Here is a 16,822-nt window from a genome sequence, read left to right as displayed (position 1 = left end):
GTTTTTCCGCTGCCGGGAGAAGGCTCGCTAAAGGTTGGGTGAAGGGATAAAAACAATGAACATCTTCGCCATCATGGGGAGCCCCCGTCGGGGAGGCAATACTGAAGTGATGCTCGATACCTTCCTGGCCGAAGCCGGGGAAGGCTTCCAACTAACGCTGGTTATCCCCTCCGAGTTGCGCATTCACTCCTGCCGGGGTTGTCGGGTTTGTGAAAGAACCGGGGAGTGCGTCATTGACGACGACATGGAGCGTGTCGCCGGAGACATACTGGGGGCAGACCGTATCGTTGTCGCCACTCCGGTTTTCTTCTATGGACTTCCCGCTTCACTGAAAACGCTGGTTGACCGGACCCAGTTTCTCTGGTCGCGTAAATATTTCCTCAAGCAGGATTACCCGCCGAAAAAAGGTTTCCTGCTTTCGGTCGGGGCGACGGGGGGAAAGAAACTCTTTGCGGGGGTGATCCTGACCACTCGGTATTTTTTTGACAGTTTCAACTGTGCATACACGGGGGAACTGGTCTTTCGCGGATTCGACCGAAAGGGCGAAATTGCCGGGTGTGCGTCCTGTCTTTTGGATATCAGGCAGGCTGCGAAGACTTTTTTCGCGGGATAAAAAATCAGGTCAACAGTATCCGAGCGATCTGGAAATAGATAGCGACTCCGACCACGTCCACGATGGTGGTAATCACCGGGGTGGCGGACAGGGCCGGATCGAATTTCATTTTTTTCAGGACCAGGGGAAGGAGAAGACCAAGGAGATTCGAGAAAATCACGATCACCCAGAGGGAAAGACCGACCACGATGCCGATCAAATATCCCTCCCCAAGCAGGGCAGCCCGGAGGAAGCCGATCAGGGCCAGCAGGATTCCCAGGATTCCCCCGATCAACCCTTCGGTCAAGATCATTTTCAGAAAGTTTTTCCGGTCGATATTCTGTAACGCTAATCCACGAACCATGACCGCGGTGGACTGGCTGCCGACATTCCCCCCTGTGTCGATTAGTACGGGAATGAAAAAGGCCAGGGCGATCACGGTTTGAAGGAAGCCTTCATAGTTCTGGATGATAAAGCTGGCCACGGTCCCGCCCATCAGAAGAAGCGCGAGCCAGACGAACCGGTTCTTGACCCGCTGCCAGACCCCCGAACGCAGGTATTCGTCCTCGGTGGTTTTTATAGCGGCCAGCCGGTGAATGTCCTCGGTGGCCTCCTCCTCAATGATGTCCATGGCGTCGTCGACGGTCACCACGCCGACCAGGCGGTTTTCCCGGTCCGTCACCGGAGCGGCCAAAAGGTCATAGCGCTGGATGGTCCTGACGACGCTTTCCTGGTCGCTGTCCGTGTGAGTGGAGACCACTTCCCTGTTCATGATATCTCGGATCAGCGCTGCGGGATCAGCCAGAATCAACTTTCGGAGAGTGACTGAACCGATCAGATGCCTTTCCCCATCGATGACGTAAGCGATATAGGTCAGTTCTTCCGGAGGAGCAATCTTTCTGATCCGTTCGATGGCTTGTGAGACGGTCTGGTATTCCTTGAGGTCGATGAACTGGGGGTTCATGATCCGTCCAGCGCTGTTTTCGGGATACCCCAGAAGGAGTGAGGCAATAGCCCGCTGTTCATTGCTCAGGAGGGGTAAAAGCTTGCGGACCACTTTGGCCGGGAGTTCATCGAGGAGTTCTGTCCGGTCGTCGGCCGACATCTGGTTTAGGATTTCTGAGACCTTATCGTCGGTAAAGTGGGAAAGGAGATTTTCCTGCTGGACCAAGTCAATCCGCTCGAAAACCTCAATGGCGGTGTTTTTGGATAGGAGCCGAAAGAGCACGACTTGGTCTTTCCGATCCAGATTGGTGATAATCTCAGCGATATCGGCTGGGTGAATCTCCCGAATACGGGTTTTAATTTTCGCCAGAGAACCTTTTTCAACCAGCTCGGAAAATTCCCGGATTAGTAGTTCAAGATCGATATTCACTCCTGGTTCCATGCCGATCACCTTCTAAAAAGTGGGTGCAAGTCCAGTGTCCGATCGGAAGCAAGTGGCAAATTTCTCTGAAAATGCAGCGTGCTGTCCGAGTGTCATGCAAAAAACCTGAGGGATTCCCTCACGGAAGCCTTCCTGGGATTATAGCTCAATTACTTGACTTTGTCACGGGAAATCAGTATTTTTGTAGCACTCCACTCAGATTTGAGGAAGGCATTGTAAACCTGTTATAAATCTCCTGACCGCCTGACAGGTTAATCCTCTCTATCCTGTATAGATAAGGAGCAACCGCTTATGATCGTGGTGTTTCGAAACAAATATGATCAGTCCGGGAAGGAAGCCATCCTGCAACGGGCATCGTCGTTGCACTTACTTCCCTGCTGGATCGACCTGGACTCGACCTTGCTCGTGACCGAGAAGCCGGTTCCCCGGCCCGAGGAAATCTTCCAGGAACCGGTTGCGCGGATTATCGACGTCCCGACACCTTATCAGCTGGCCCATCGCTCATTCCGGCCTGAAGGCAGTGTAGTCCAGGTGGGTGGTGTGGAGATCGGGCGGGACAATCTGGTGGTTATTGCCGGACCCTGTGCGGTGGAGTCCCGTGACCAGCTGTTCCGTATCGCCGAGACAGTCAAGCGCTCCGGCGCTCATCTCCTGAGAGGGGGGGCCTTTAAACCCCGTACTTCGCCCTACAGTTTTCAGGGCCTGGGGGAAAGTGGCTTGGAGATTTTAGCGCAAGCCCGGGAAGCTTTCGCTATTCCGGTAGTCACCGAAGCCACCAGCCCGGAAAACGCGGCGATTGTCGCGCGATATGCTGATTGTATCCAGATCGGTGCCCGTAACATGCAAAACTTTGAGTTGTTGAAGGCGGTCGGCCGCTTGGGGAAACCGGTGTTGTTGAAACGAGGCCTGTCCGCGACTATCGAGGATTTGCTGCTGGCTGCCGAATATGTCCTGAGCCTGGGAAATTTTTCGGTGATCCTGTGTGAACGAGGTATTCGGACCATCGAGCGGCTGACCCGGAATACTCTGGACCTGACGGCGATCTCCGTAGTTCAGGACCTGAGTCATTTGCCGGTGGTGGTTGATCCCAGCCACGGAACTGGACTGCGGGAAAAGGTCATCCCGATGGCCCGGGCGGCGGTTGCCTGCGGCGCTCATGGAGTTATGGTCGAAGTACATTCCGAACCGGACAAGGCGCTTTCCGACGGACCGCAGAGCTTATATCCGGAACAGTTCCGGCGGCTGATCAACGACCTGGCTGTGATTGGTGTTCTGGTTGGCAAAGAACTGCGCAGAGAAGCCTGGCCGCAAAGGAACCTTCCAGCCGGAGAAGCTTCTGGTACGCCTGTCCAACCCCTTAGGGTCGCTCATCTGGGTAATCCCGGATCGTTTAGTTCTTTGGTCGCCCGGCGCACCTTTGGAAAAGATGTGGAATTCAAGCCTTGTCAAACCTTTCGGGAAGTGTTCGAGCGAGTGAAGGACCGGTCGGTCAGTTTGGGGCTGGTTCCGCTCGAAAATACCATCACCGGAAGCATCCACGCGAATTTCGATTTACTTCTGGAGTATCCTGACCTGTTTATCGTTGGAGAGCGTTTTGTTCGGGTTGCCCAGCATTTAGGAGTATATCCCGGAACCCGGACGGAAGCACTGCAGATTATTTTTGCCCATCCCCAAGGGTTTGCCCAGTGTGGGCGGTTCCTGGAAAGCCGGCAGGAAGTAAGAATCATGAACGTGGGGAATACCGAGGAGGCCGCCCGACGAGCGGGGGAGTACGGTGTAGGGGGAGGCTGCATCGCGGGCGAAGAGGCTATCGCCAAATACCGGCTGGAGTTGGTCGCCGAGGAAATCGAAGACAATCCCCGGAATTTTACCCGCTTCATCCTTCTTTCTCCGTTCTTCACGCCGTCAATCGATGAGGAGAAAGTGTCCGGTGTGTTTTCCGTGGCCAATCGTCCCGGAGCGCTCTTTGAAGTCCTACAGGTTTTCGCCCGTTACGAAGTGAACCTTTTGAAACTCGAATCCCGGCCGTTTCCCGGCAAGCCCTGGGAATACCTGTTTTACGCTGATTGGGAAGGAAATCTGGTCGAAGAACGGTTTAAAGTGATGCTTACCGAACTGGGACAGACCACCGCTTTTATCCGCATCCTGGGCAGTTATCGGAACCTCTGGAAAAAAACCTGTTGACCCGCTTGACTATTAAAGGGGAAACTCTGTAATATGTGGGGTGGTTTTCGACTGAACGGTCAGTTGAAAACCACTACAGGATGTCGTCTGGCCGCCGGAGCGAGAACCAATTTCCGGCTCGCGTGATATTGATTCTTGCCTCGACTAAACCGGGCTACCCCGGTGGTCGGTCTGTTGAGTGGAGTCAGGAAACCTGTTGAAGTACTCCGTCTCACCCGCAGGAGGAATAAATATGACCAAATTCGTACAGCTGATCGTTCGTTATTCGAAAATCATCTTGATCGCCACAATCGTCCTGATCCTTTGGGCCGGTTTCAGCCTGAGAAATCTCCGTTTCGAAGACGATTTTACCAAGTATGTCCCGGAACACAATCCGGAAGTGGCTTTTTTCAATTCTTTGGAAGATGTCTTCGCTGGTTTTCAGAGAAAATCGATGATCGTCGCCCTGGAGTTCGACGACCTGTTCACACCGGAAAGCTTGGCCACGGTCCAGAACATGGTGACGGCGGTGGAAGGGCTTTCGGAGGTGAAAAACGTCCATGCCCTGACCAACATGCCTCAAGTGCTCACTACCGAGTTTGGGATCGAAGTACGTGATATAGTGGAGGTGCTTCCCCAGACCCTCGCCGAAGCGAGAGATCTGCGGGAAGACCTGGAAGAAGATGAACTTATCTGGGGACGGATGGTCACCGAAGACGGCCGGGCTACCATCCTCATGGTGGCGTTCTACTACGAGGTGGACGAATACGCGGCCATCGAGCGGGTCATCGAGGTTTGTGATCCATTGGCCGGCAACGCCCAAATCACCTATTTCGGCCTTCCGATCATTCAGCGGGAAAGTTCTCTGGATGCCCAGCGGAACATGATGAACCTGACCCCGCTGGCGACGCTGGCGCTTTTGGTTATCCTCTATCTCGGTTTCCGCTCGATCCAGGGGGTTTTGTTGCCGGTTTTCATCGCCGGCTTTGCTTCCCTCGTTACTATCGGAATCGCCGCAGCGCTGGGCGAACCTCTGAGCATGATCTCCGCCATGCTTCCGATCATGCTTTTGGCCCTGGTGAGCGCCTACGGCATCCACTTTATCAACCGGTATTACGAGGATTGCGGACGCCTGGAGGGTTCTCAGGCGGCGGAGAACACCCTGCGGAACATCTTTTTTCCCATCGCCCTGAGCGCCCTCACCACGATGGGCGGTTTTTTATCCCTTCTCACCGCCGAGATCAAACCGATTTCCGATTTCGGCCTCTTTTCCTCTTTGGGCATTCTCTTCGGCTTCGTTTTCGCGACCTTTTCGCTGGGCGCTTTTTACACGGTATTTGCCCTGAAGCGCCCGCCCCGTCAGTTCATCCAGCAGGAGGGGAAAAAAGGTGACGCGCTTTACCGGTTGCTGAGCGGCATCAGCCGCTTGGTTACCGGGCGGAAAAGAGCCGTCCTGGTGGTCATCATCGCCCTTTTGATATTTCTCGGATTCGGCATTCCCCGCATCAGTATGGAGATGAGCATGGAAACCCAACTCGGGGAAGATCATCCGATTACCCGGCTTCTCGATTATTTCGAAGAACGTTTTGGAGGGACATCCATCAACTACCTGCACCTCACCACGGACTCCATCCGTCATCCCCAGGTCCTGCGGGAAATGGTCCGGATCAGCCGTTATGCCAACCGTTTCAACGCTTTTCAGGATGCCTCCTCCGTCGCCGGTCTGGTCATGGACCTCAATGAAGCGATCGAGGGCTGGCGGGCGCTCCCGGACACCCGGGACAAGGTCGACAACCTCTGGTTTTTCGTTGCCGATAACAGTTATGTACAGGACCAGATCTCCGCTGACGAGTCCCGGGTGCTTATCAACTTTCGGGCGGCGGAAACCTCGTCCCAGCTTCTTGAAGAGGAAATCATCGCGTTCCGGCAGTTCCTCGCGGAACGTCCCCGGCGGTTTAGGATGGCGCCGGTCGAAGAAGAACAGGCGAGAAACGCTTTAGTCGAAACGATCGTTCAGGATCTGGCTATCTTCGGCTTGAATCCTCCGGATCAGAACCGGTTGGCTGCGATCGTCCGGGAGGTTCTCGAGGAACCGGTCGAGAGTTTTTACGGGGAGGACCCAATCTTTGCCCGGGAAATCACCCGCTACGTTCTGCTCGAAATCGAGGACCTTGGGCTGACCGCCGAAGAAGTGGTGGATGCCTTGCTGGCTTATTACCGGGAGAACGAAAACCGAACGCTCGCAGGCGTCCTGACCAGCGAGCTGGATCTATCCGCTGACGATGCCTGGTATTTGGAGGACACCCTGCATTTTGCCTCGGAGCGGGTGGCTGCCTCCCGAAAAGTGGCGGCCCTGCGGGATCGGGTAGCGGAAATGACCGGACATGAATTCGATGATACATACGATTTCGTGTTCTTCCAAATTCTGGACGAGGTCGTGTACATTCCCGACGATAACGGCGACTTGGTCATCGATTACCGGGTGACCGGCAGCTCGATCATCAATAACTATATCACCGGAAAACTCTTCGACCAGCAATCCCAAAGCATCGTCTTGGCGTTTGTCGTAGTTTTCGGTCTACTTCTGCTGCAGCTCCGTTCCTGGAGGAGAGCGATTATCGCCATGACTCCCATCGCTTTGACGGTCTTTGCCTCCTTCGGGTTGATGGGCCACTTCCGTATCCCCCTCAACGTCGCCACCCTGATGGTGGCCAGCATCGCCATTGGGGCGGGCGTCGACTATACCATCCATTTTCTGACTCGCTGGTACGCCGAACAGAACAAGCGCCCCTCCGAAGCTATTCATATCGCCATCACCCGGACCGGGCGGGGAATTTTTCTCAATGCGGTGGCGGTGGCGGGTGGAATCTACGTTATGGCCGCCTCGAGCATTCATATGCTGCGGGTTTTCGGCGCACTGATGGCCACCGTCCTTCTCCTCAGTGTCGTTTTCACCATGTTTTTATTACCCATGATCCTGCAGGCGGAGGAAAAGATTTTTAAAAATTCATTTAAAAACAAAGGAGGAACAACGGTATGAGAAGAACCCTGGTTTTTTCTATTCTCTTTCTGTTGACTATGGCGATCCTGACGCTCCCGACTCTGGCCATGACCGCCGACCAGATTTTTGACGAGATGGAGGCCCGGCAGCCGGACATCGAGACGTCCCGGTCCACCGGCTCCCTGATTGTGGTTGACGCCCGGGGTAACGAGGAAAAACGGGAAATGATCATGTTTTCCCAAGAGGAGGGGGATGATACGACCTCCAGCATCTTTCGCTTTCTCAGTCCGGCCAGCGTGCGGGACATCACTCTTTTGAGCCTCAACGACGGGGACCAGATCTACCTGTTCATGCCCGCCTTCCGCCGGGTGCGCCGGATCGCGGGGGCCGGTCGGCAGGAGACTTTCGCCGGCACGGATTTTACCTACGAGGATGTCGGCGGCATGGCCTTCCAACGGGAGGATTTCAACTACACCCTCATCGGCGAAGACGAGCAGAATTATTACCTCGCACTGATCCCGCTGGATGAAGAGAGCGAGTACTCAAAGCAGGTGATGACAGTGGATCGGGAGAAATTTTATCTGAGGAAGATGGAGTTTTATGATTTGGAGGGAGCTCTCTGGAGGGTTCTGGAGATTCATGAGATCGAAGTTAGAGATGACGGAACCAACCGGTTCAAGAAACTCAGCCTGACGGATGTAAAGGAAAACACAAAAACCCTCATGAATATGGGCGAGGTCGAGGAGAACATTACTCTTCCGGCCGGTTTTTTCAGCGTTCGGACCATTCAGCGTCCGGAACTGTGAGACGAAGCCAATGAGAGGATGCCGGATGGCGATTTCGATCCTGATCTTGATACTTTGCCTGATCACACCCGTGTTTCCCGTCCTGGCTTCCCCGATCACCGGGGAAGCCAGTTTAAGTACGAGCTGGGATCTGGCTGGCGGTCGGCTTACTTACGGACTTGAACTGGATTTGAATTATGAAACGCCTATTTTTGATCACTATTACCTGAGTACAGCATTGACCTTGCAGCACGAGGAAGGTGGTTATGATCCTGATTTTTTTCGATGGCGGGAGGCATACCTAAAGGGGTTTGGGGTTCCTTGGGAGGAGACGGACTTCCGGCTGGGCTGGATCCAGGTGGTATGGGGGGCCAGCGATCTCATGAGCCCGGTGGATGTGATCAACCCCGCACCGCTTGCCCGGGGAATCGGGGAGGGGTTCCTGGGCGAGAAGATCCCGGTTCCCGCCGTCAACCTGGAATGGTACCTGAATTTTGTCTGGTCGCTCGAGTTGGTCTATCAACCTGCCTTTATGGCCAACGTGGTTCCTGAAGCTCTGCAGAAGCAATTTATGTCCGCGGCTTTGGTCCCGCAACTCGGAGTCGGTCCCGACGATCTGGTTTACGATTTTACATACCGAGAGCCGGAGGTCGGGTTCTTGGACCCGATTTGGGGTGTCAGAGTTCGGGGTAAAGTCGGCGGTGTCGATCTCGCCCTCAGCTACTACCGGGGGTATTATCTGAATCCCACCCCCTACCGGACGGCCATAACCTCCTCGGTGACCGGGAACGGCCTGCCCTTTCAGGTCGATGTTGATTTCGGGTATCCACAGCGGCAGATGCTCGGTCTGGAATTCCAGGGGGAACTCGAGGCGCTGCCCGGTGCTACCTTCCGTGGCGATGTCGCCCTCTTTTTCCCGGAACGCTGGACCCACCAGATATCGTTACCTCAGCCGGACGGAACCATGATCGTACAGGAGCAGATCGTCCTTGAACAACCTTACTGGAAAGCCTCTCTGGGAGTCGATTATACCACCGAAGACAATGTCTACCTTAACCTGGGCTATATCCTGGGTACCCCCCAGGAAACTGGCGATGACGTTTCTTCTTACCTGTTCCTGCGGGCGGAGCGTCCCAGCGACGACGGAAAGTGGAAACCGTTCGTTAATTCTGTTCTAAGCCTGGCCGACGGGAGCATGGTCAATGCCCTCGGGGTGTCCTATACACCGCAGCCGGATTGGGACATTTCCCTCACCTATTCCTTTGCCAGCGGCCCTCCAGGTGGCAAGCTGGCAGGCATCGGAGACGGGATTTTCCTCAGCGCCCAGTACGCGTTTTGATCAGGATAGCGAGGAAGGGATGAAGAAAAATACTGCCTTTACCGGAGAGAAGCACCTGGACGATAAACGAACCATGATTCTGGGAGCGGCCAAAAAAGTATTTTCAGAAAAGAGTTACTTCGAGGCGACTCTCGAAAACATTTCTGACGTATCCGGGGTGAAGAAGTCGACCATCTATTATTATTTCAGGAGTAAATTCGAATTACTGGTGAATATATTGGAGACTACCATTCACGAGGCAGAGGAAAATTTCCATACCATCGATTGCTCGCGAGACGATAAAAAGGCGGTCTTGGCGGACATCATCGAAGCCCATTGCCGATTTATGGAGGAAAAAAAGGACGTGATTCTGATTATTCAGAGGGCAGGCTTCGATTTCCTTCACCATCTGGAGGTCAAGAAACGTATTGACCAAATCCTCGAAAAAATGAAAAAGCTCCGCTGGGAGGTTGGACAGCGCATTGGACCCTTACAGACGCTATCGGGGAAACGAGTGAGCGGTGAACAGGTTCTACGTCTGATCCTGCCCAGTCTGGCCGGGTACTATATCGAAGAGATCAAGGAAAACCGGTTGTTGTCACCGGATGTGCGGACCCTTTTTCAGGAGATTTTCACCGCTTTTCTCCGCTGATCGTTTCTTTCTGCATGGCTTTCTGCAGCTGATGATATACTCTTGTCCCCTTATCGACTATCATTAAAGCCGGTGCCGTTCGTTCCCGTAACAGGCGCTGGCCAGATGAGACCGTTGCCGAAAAAAGAGATTTATTGGGGGCGGTTTGTTGAATGTTCACCATCGGTGGAAGGAGTTGATGATCTATGATGCCAATCGATCTGCGGAGGGACACGATCACCCTTCCCAGCGAAGAGATGAAGGAAAAGGCGTTTCAAGCCTCTCTCGGTGATTCGGTCTACGGGGAAGACCCGAATCAGGCCGCCCTGGAAGAAACCGCTGCCCGGTTGTTGGGTAAGGAAGCCGCTCTTTTTGTTCCCAGTGGGACGATGGGGAACCTGATCGCCCTTTTGACTCATACCCGGCGGGGGGAGGAGGTTATACTCGAAGAGAATGCTCATATCCGCCTCTCGGAGACGGGAGGATTAGCGGCGGTAGCCGGGCTGATGGTAAGAGGCCTGTTCGGAGCCGATGGCATTCCTGAACCGGAGGCGGTACTGGCTGTACTACGACCGGATGATATTCACTATCCCCGGACGTCATTGCTTTGTATAGAAAACACGCACTACCGCTATGGGGGTATTGTACCACCCCTGGAGAAAATGAGAGAAATTTACGAACTTTCCCGACGCCATCAGCTGGCGGTACACCTCGACGGTGCCCGACTCTGGAATGCGGCGGTGTACCTGGGAATCCATCCCTCGTTCCTGGCCCGGTACGCGGATTCAGTGATGGTTTCCCTGTCGAAGGGACTGGGTGCGCCGATTGGATCGCTTCTCGCCGGTTCGGAAGCCTTCATCCGGGAGGCAAGACGCTACCGGAAGATGCTGGGAGGGGGCATGCGCCAGACCGGTTGGTTGTGCGCCTGTGGGCTGATCGCCATCTCCGGGGAAAACATCGCCCGACTGCAGGATGACCATCGTCATGCCCGGCTCTTGGCCGAAGGACTGGCTGTGCTTGATAACATCACAGTCGACCTTACCCGGATCCAGACTAATTTCGTTCTTGTTGACTGTTCCGCTCTGCCGGTGAAGGCACCCGAAATTACCCGAAAATTCGCCGGGAAGGGTGTCCTGGTGACTCCCGCCGGGGAACACCGCATCCGGCTGGTGACCTCAAGTCGAGTCGGAACTGGGGACGTACGCCAGGCTCTCTCCATAATGGAGGCTTTTTTTCGCGGTTTTTCCGGTAAAACCCTTTGACTTTTCTCCGAGTGTGGGATAATAGAAAAAAGACACGGGAGGTATGAGATGCCTGAAATCATATCGATGGGGGAAGCTCTGGTCGAGATCATGCGGGACAAAATCGGAGCCGGACTGGATACTCCGGAGGTATTCACCGGTCCCTACCCCAGCGGGGCGCCGGCTATTTTCGCTGATTGCGCAGCCCGGTTAGGGGGCCAGGTCGGGTACGTTGGGACAGTGGGTCGGGATGACTTTGGGAAAGTCATCCGGGAACGTCTCCAGGAAGACGGTGTCGACCTCTCCTGCTTTTATGAAACGGAAGAGTCGACGACCGGCGTCGCGTTTGTCGCCTATTTCCCCGATGGATCCCGGAAATTCATCTACCACATCCGCAACGCGGCCAGCGGCCTGATGGAGCCGGAGCGGATTCCTGAATCGTATTTCCAGGGCGCCCGCTATCTTCATGTGAACGGATCGGCCATCTCTATCAACGAAACCTGGCGGAATACCGTTTACCGTTCCCTGGAACTGGCCCGCCGATATGAGGTTCAGGTCAGCTTCGACCCGAATATCCGGCCGGAAATTCTGGGGGTCGACCGGGTACGGGAGCTTTGTCAACCGATTCTGGATGCCGTACATATCGTTTTTCCCAGCGGTGAAGAAGCGGCCATGCTCACCGGTGAAACAGATGTTGCAAGAGCCTGCCAAATTTTGATCGACCGGGGGGCGGGTTGCGTCGTTCTGAAAAGGGGAGACGAGGGATGTTCGGTAATCACTTCGGATGGTAGAAGGGATGTGCCATCCTTTAAGGTGAACGAGGTGGATCCCACCGGTGCCGGCGACTGTTTTGACGCCGGGTTTTTGGTCGCCCTGCAAAGGGGCCTCGATCTCTTTTCCTGCGGTCGCTTTGCCAATGCGGTCGGCGCGCTGGCTGTCACCCGGAAAGGTCCCATGGAAGGAGCGCCTTTTCTTCATGAGGTGTTAGCCATGCCCGGTTTGGAGAAAGAGATACGGGCCGGGTTCGGAAAATTTTGAGAGAAGGTTGACAGAAGGTTGGGAAAAAGTTGATAATCTTTCACCGATCACCGTATTTTGAGAGATGAGGAATTAGTGAATGGATGAACGAATGAATGTCATAATCGCAACGATGAAGGATTTCCGCGACAACCGCGAAGCGCTGAAGAACGAACTGTTGCGCAGGCTGGTTGACGGATGTCCCCATGACACCTGTTTTTCCCTGGAGGAATTCAACACCCAGGAAGACATCAAGGGCTACCTCGCCGAGATGGCGGAATGCCCGGCGGACGTTTTCAGCATGATTTTTACCCGGTGTCCCTTCTTTTATACCATCCAGGAGATCATGGGGGACAAGATACTGATCCTTTCCACAGCGACCCTGGGATGGTTGGCGGAAATAGATGCGGCGATCAGTGCGTATACATCGCTTCCTTTTGACCGGGAATCCCTGAGTTGGTCCCGTATTCCTGATGGCGATTGGCCAAAGGGAGATGAAATAACCGATTGAGATAAAGTGCTCTCGGGAAAAATTATGAAAAAAAAACCGTCCTCTCTTCCGGAAAACGCTCCGGAACCGGGTGTCCGTTCCATTTACCCTGGGGGTGGGGAGCCCCTCCCTTATCGGATGAGGCCGCGGACTTTGGGGGAAGTGGTAGGTCAGCCGGAATTGGCCGGTCCGGAGGGTATCCTTAGCCGGATCGTTCGTGATGGATTTCTCCCCTCGCTACTCTTCTGGGGGCCGCCGGGAACCGGAAAAACCTCGGTCGCCTTTATCCTCGCCGAAACCTGCGGGTATCATACGATATCGGTGAGTGCGGTGGCCTCGGGCGTCAAGGACATGAAAGAGGCGATCCGGGAAGCGGAATTCGTCAATGAGCGCCAGGGGAACAAAACGGTTTTTTTTATCGACGAAATACATCGTTTTCACAAAGGTCAGCAGAGCTTTCTGCTCCCCTTTGTGGAGAAGGGAACGATTACTCTCCTCGGAGCGACCACGGAGAATCCCTCCTTTGAAGTCATCGCCCCGCTCCTTTCCCGGTGCCAGGTCCTGCTTTTTCGTAAAATTTCGGTCGCTGACCTGGTCAGCCTCTTACGCCAAACTCTCACTGACCCGCGTGCCCTGAACAATCCCTCGCCTATGATTGGCGAGGACGCACTGGAGCTTTTGGCCCGCATGGCGGACGGAGATGCCCGGCAAGCCCTCAATTTTCTGGAAATCATCCTCCAGGTGGCGCAGCGAGAAAATCGGACTGTCAGTCCGGATATCATCGGCGAAATTTTTCACAAGAACACGTTGTTATATGACAAGAGCGGAGAAGAGCACTACAACCTCCTGTCCGCCTATCATAAGAGTCTACGGGGAAGCGATCCGGATGGAGCGGTTTATTGGATGTGTCGGATGCTCGAGTCCGGGGAAGATCCCCATGTCATCTTGCGTCGCCTGATCGCCTGCGCTTCGGAGGATATCGGAAACGCCGATCCCCGGGCCCTCCAGGTCGCTGTTGCCGCCCGGGAGGCGTATGATTTCCTGGGGGAACCGGAAGGTCGTCTTTCTCTTGCGCAGGCTACCCTGTACGTTGCCAGCGCTCCGAAAAGCAATGCGTCGTACCGGGCCCTCCAGGTCGCGGCCTCGGATGTCCGGATACACGGGGCGCTCCCCGTGCCGGTTCATCTTCGCAACGCACCAACCCGCTTGCTGGCCGAACTCGGGTATGGGCAGGAATACAAGTACGCCCATGATTTTCCGGAGGGCTTTATCGAGCAGGACTACCGGCCACCTGAACTGAGCGCTCGTTTGTATTACCGGCCAAGCGGACGGGGTTACGAAAAAATGATTTCCCAGTGGTTGCAGGTGTTGTGGAAAAAAAGGAAATACTGAACACGATCGGTAAGAAGCAAGTGGAAAGTTATCATTTTCCCGCCGTACGCGGGGGGTAGACGACAGGTGAAGGACAATGCCAAACCAGGTATTTCTGGGTATTGATTTGAGCGGCTCGACAACCAAGGTCGGGGCAGTCGGCTCGGAAGGGCATATTCTTTTCAACAGTACGATTCCGACCCGGCCGATGCGGGAACCGGAAGAGGTGGTTGCCGACATCGAGCAAGAAGCCAAGAAGCTCTGCAAAGAAGCACAACGGGCCGGTTATACCCTGGCAGCGATCGGGATCGGCTTACCCGGCCTGTGTGATTGGGAGGCGGGTGTCTGTCATTTACTGCCCAACTTCCATCAAAAGTGGAAATATGTCCCGATCAAGAAATGGCTTGAAGAGCGGTTGGGCCTTCCGGTAGCGGCGATCAATGACGTCCGGGCGATTACTCTGGCGGAAAACCGTTTCGGTGCGGGACGGGAAGTCGCCAATATGGTCATGTTGTCCGTTGGGACCGGGATCGGGGGAGGATTGATCCTGAATGGGGAACTCTTCAGCGGAAGGGAAGGGGGAGCCGGGGAAATCGGACACATTCCAGTGGAACCGTTTGGCATCCGTTGCGGATGCGGAAGCCGGGGATGTCTCGAAGCCTACGCTTCGGGACCGGCTATGGTCGGTCAGGCCCTGCGGGCCCTGGTACAGCAGCACGATACCCTGATCCGGGAACTGGTCAAGGATGACTTGAACAAGGTCACTCCCAAGACAATCGTCGATGCCGCCAAGGCCGGGGACGAAACCGCCACCGACATCATCATGCGGACCGGATTTTATATCGGCCTGGCCTTGTCCGGGATCTGTGCGGTGATCAACCCGGAAATGATCGTTGTCGGTGGAACGGTCACCCAGGTAGGGGATATTCTCTTTGACCGGATCCGGCAAAGTCTCCGGGAACGCCTGCACATCCTACCGGTGAACACTATCCGGTTTGTCCAGGCAGAACTGGGTCGGGAAGCGGCGGTGATCGGGACCGCGACTTGGTCAAAAGAGCAGTTCCTGAAAGGTTTGATCAGCTTGGATCGGGAAGATTGAAAGGAGGCCATGGGTGATCAGGATCAGTTTAAATCCGGTTCCATACCGCTGTTCGGATGGAGACGTCATCTACTGGGAATATGAAATCGAAGAGTACTTTCGCTCGTGCATGATCTCCCTGCAGGAGTTTGCCGGTTTTCTCGAGAGAGTGCTCCGGGAGGCGGTCACCAGTGAGACTTTAGAGGGCCTGCACCTCTCATTCGAGGAAGGACGGATCAAGATTTGGCTGCCCTTCAGTCGGTTTTCCGATGACCTGTTTCATCAGATCGAGCTGCTTCTGAGGGAGAGGCTTCGTACCTCCTTCGAAGAGCTCCTCTGATTCCGGAAAACCCACTGTATTGTCTTTTGGAGTCTACCCGCCCGAGAAAAGAAGAAAGAGCATGATCCCGACCCCGAAAATGATTCGATAGAGGCCGAACGGCCACAGGCTCCGACCCGCCACGATCCTGAGTAAAAACAGGCAGGCGAAGAAACCGGACCCCAGTGAAACCAGAAAGCCAGGCAGGAGTTCCGCCAGGGCCACTGCACCTTCTGCGCGCATTTCCAAGGTGCCTTTGGCCAACGCACCGCCAATAGTCGTCAGAGAAAGGAAAAAGGAAAAAAGCACGGCGTCTTTCCGTTGTAGTCCCAAAGCCAGCGCAGCCAATAGAGTGATACCGGAGCGGGAAACACCAGGTAGCAGGGCCAGCGCCTGGGCCAGTCCGATGAACAATGCGCCACCCGGCCCCAGGGATTCGAGCGGTTTTTCCCCGGATTGGCGCACGAAGAGGAAGACCACGCCCAGCCCAATCAGGACGGTAATGATCACCGGATAATGAGTACGGAGGGACTGTTCCACCGGTTCTTCGAAAAGAAGTCCGAATGCCCCGGCTGGAATGGTGGCCAGAAGGATGGAAACGATCAGGAAAGGTTTTTCCCACAATCGCCTATAGTGAGGTATCAGGTAGAACAGCACGGCCAACCAGGTGCCCCCATGGAGAAACACGTCAAACCACAGGTTCGGTTCTCCGAAACCGAACACCGGCCGTAAAAGGATCAGGTGCGCCGAGGAAGATATGGGAAAAAACTCGGTCAAACCCTGGATCAGTCCCAGTCCAAGCGATTCGATAAGCGTCAAAGGATCTCCTCCGAAAAAAGAACGGTGATCGGTGAACAGCAAATAGTGATGAGCGAACCACTTCCTTGCTTCCTCCCATCCTTAATTTTCGTGTTCCACTGCTGTCGGCCGCACCAACCGGTCGGACTCCTCTTTGTTGCCACTGGATGGGGCGGAGGGTCCGAAAAACCATTGTAGAGGAACTTGGGTGATATGGCAAATGTACCGAGGCATTTTACCGGTTCGCCGGCCCGGTTAGGCATACCTTGTGGGAACCGGTATCAGCGATGATGAGAAAGAAGGGATACGATACATGGTAAAAACCCGGGTATTACCCGCTGACCGGGCCGAACACATCCGGGAGGCCGCCGGAATTTTGCGGGCGGGAGGGCTGGTCGCCTTTCCCACGGAAACCGTCTATGGCCTGGGTGCAGACGCCCGCAACGAACGCTCCGCCGCCGGAATTTTTCTGGCCAAAGACCGTCCCTTCTTCGATCCCCTGATCGTTCACTGTACCGGGACCCGGGAGGTGGAAGGGTTGGTGCGGGAGTTTCCCGCCCGCGCTCAGACGCTGGCCCGCCGGTTTTGGCCGGGTCCCCTGACCCTGGTGTTACCCAAGAAAAAGGTCATT

General features: G+C 54.9%; 15 protein-coding genes. 13 read left to right on the top strand and 2 right to left on the bottom strand.

Translation table 11 applies throughout. The features are described 5' to 3' along the window. The first annotated feature begins 55 nt into the window (after positions 1-55). Complete coding sequence (locus tag VLH40_10365; protein HSV32402.1) at positions 56-613, top strand: flavodoxin family protein; 558 nt, start codon at positions 56-58, stop codon at positions 611-613. 4 nt (positions 614-617) lie between these two features. On the opposite strand, the gene mgtE is transcribed toward VLH40_10365, so the two are convergent. Then, positions 618-1,979, bottom strand: coding sequence for a magnesium transporter (mgtE, locus tag VLH40_10360; GenBank protein ID HSV32401.1), 1,362 nt, complete (start codon positions 1,977-1,979; stop codon positions 618-620). Positions 1,980-2,270: 291 nt separating this feature from the next. On the opposite strand from mgtE, the gene aroF reads away from it, so the two are divergent. From aroF to VLH40_10305, 11 genes are all read left to right on the top strand, one after another. Continuing rightward, positions 2,271-4,163 carry a 3-deoxy-7-phosphoheptulonate synthase gene (gene aroF, locus VLH40_10355; protein HSV32400.1) on the top strand — a complete coding sequence of 631 codons (1,893 nt, stop codon included), beginning with the start codon at positions 2,271-2,273 and terminating at the stop codon, positions 4,161-4,163. Positions 4,164-4,395: 232 nt separating this feature from the next. After that, positions 4,396-7,182 carry an MMPL family transporter gene (locus VLH40_10350; GenBank protein ID HSV32399.1) on the top strand — a complete coding sequence of 929 codons (2,787 nt, stop codon included), beginning with the start codon at positions 4,396-4,398 and terminating at the stop codon, positions 7,180-7,182. Further along, positions 7,179-7,949 carry an outer membrane lipoprotein-sorting protein gene (locus VLH40_10345; GenBank protein ID HSV32398.1) on the top strand — a complete coding sequence of 257 codons (771 nt, stop codon included), beginning with the start codon at positions 7,179-7,181 and terminating at the stop codon, positions 7,947-7,949. Before VLH40_10350 ends, VLH40_10345 begins: the two co-directional genes overlap by 4 nt. Positions 7,950-7,974: 25 nt before the next feature. Next, positions 7,975-9,267: a DUF1302 family protein gene (locus VLH40_10340; GenBank protein ID HSV32397.1), complete on the top strand. Its 1,293-nt coding sequence runs from the start codon at positions 7,975-7,977 to the stop codon at positions 9,265-9,267. Between the two features lie 19 nt (positions 9,268-9,286). Continuing rightward, positions 9,287-9,898, top strand: a complete 612-nt coding sequence (locus VLH40_10335) for a TetR/AcrR family transcriptional regulator (protein HSV32396.1) — start codon at positions 9,287-9,289, stop codon at positions 9,896-9,898. Positions 9,899-10,083: 185 nt separating this feature from the next. Continuing rightward, the gene (locus tag VLH40_10330; GenBank protein ID HSV32395.1) at positions 10,084-11,139 is read left to right on the top strand and encodes a GntG family PLP-dependent aldolase; all 1,056 of its coding nucleotides are present in this window, start codon (positions 10,084-10,086) and stop codon (positions 11,137-11,139) included. A 48-nt stretch (positions 11,140-11,187) separates the two neighbouring features. Beyond that, entirely contained in the window at positions 11,188-12,156 is a 969-nt protein-coding gene (locus VLH40_10325) for a sugar kinase (GenBank protein ID HSV32394.1), read from the top strand. A gap of 79 nt (positions 12,157-12,235) precedes the next feature. Then, the gene (locus tag VLH40_10320; GenBank protein ID HSV32393.1) at positions 12,236-12,646 is read left to right on the top strand and encodes a hypothetical protein; all 411 of its coding nucleotides are present in this window, start codon (positions 12,236-12,238) and stop codon (positions 12,644-12,646) included. A gap of 117 nt (positions 12,647-12,763) precedes the next feature. Beyond that, complete coding sequence (locus tag VLH40_10315; protein ID HSV32392.1) at positions 12,764-14,017, top strand: replication-associated recombination protein A; 1,254 nt, start codon at positions 12,764-12,766, stop codon at positions 14,015-14,017. A gap of 76 nt (positions 14,018-14,093) precedes the next feature. Beyond that, positions 14,094-15,095: an ROK family protein gene (locus VLH40_10310; GenBank protein ID HSV32391.1), complete on the top strand. Its 1,002-nt coding sequence runs from the start codon at positions 14,094-14,096 to the stop codon at positions 15,093-15,095. A 13-nt stretch (positions 15,096-15,108) separates the two neighbouring features. Continuing rightward, the gene (locus VLH40_10305) at positions 15,109-15,414 is read left to right on the top strand and encodes a hypothetical protein (protein HSV32390.1); all 306 of its coding nucleotides are present in this window, start codon (positions 15,109-15,111) and stop codon (positions 15,412-15,414) included. Between the two features lie 33 nt (positions 15,415-15,447). Here VLH40_10305 and VLH40_10300 read toward each other — a convergent pair whose 3' ends face one another. Next, complete coding sequence (locus VLH40_10300) at positions 15,448-16,212, bottom strand: undecaprenyl-diphosphate phosphatase (protein HSV32389.1); 765 nt, start codon at positions 16,210-16,212, stop codon at positions 15,448-15,450. 292 nt (positions 16,213-16,504) lie between these two features. Between VLH40_10300 and VLH40_10295 the strand changes: the two genes are divergently transcribed. Then, the coding region (locus tag VLH40_10295) for a Sua5/YciO/YrdC/YwlC family protein (GenBank protein HSV32388.1) at positions 16,505-16,822 on the top strand (318 nt) is incomplete at its 3' end.

It is taken from the genome of Atribacteraceae bacterium, from assembly GCA_035477455.1.
In the GTDB taxonomy this organism is placed as follows: Bacteria; Atribacterota; Atribacteria; order Atribacterales; family Atribacteraceae; genus DATIKP01.
Note: the sequence above shows the minus strand (reverse complement) of the source record. Positions and strands in the feature narration are given on the sequence as shown.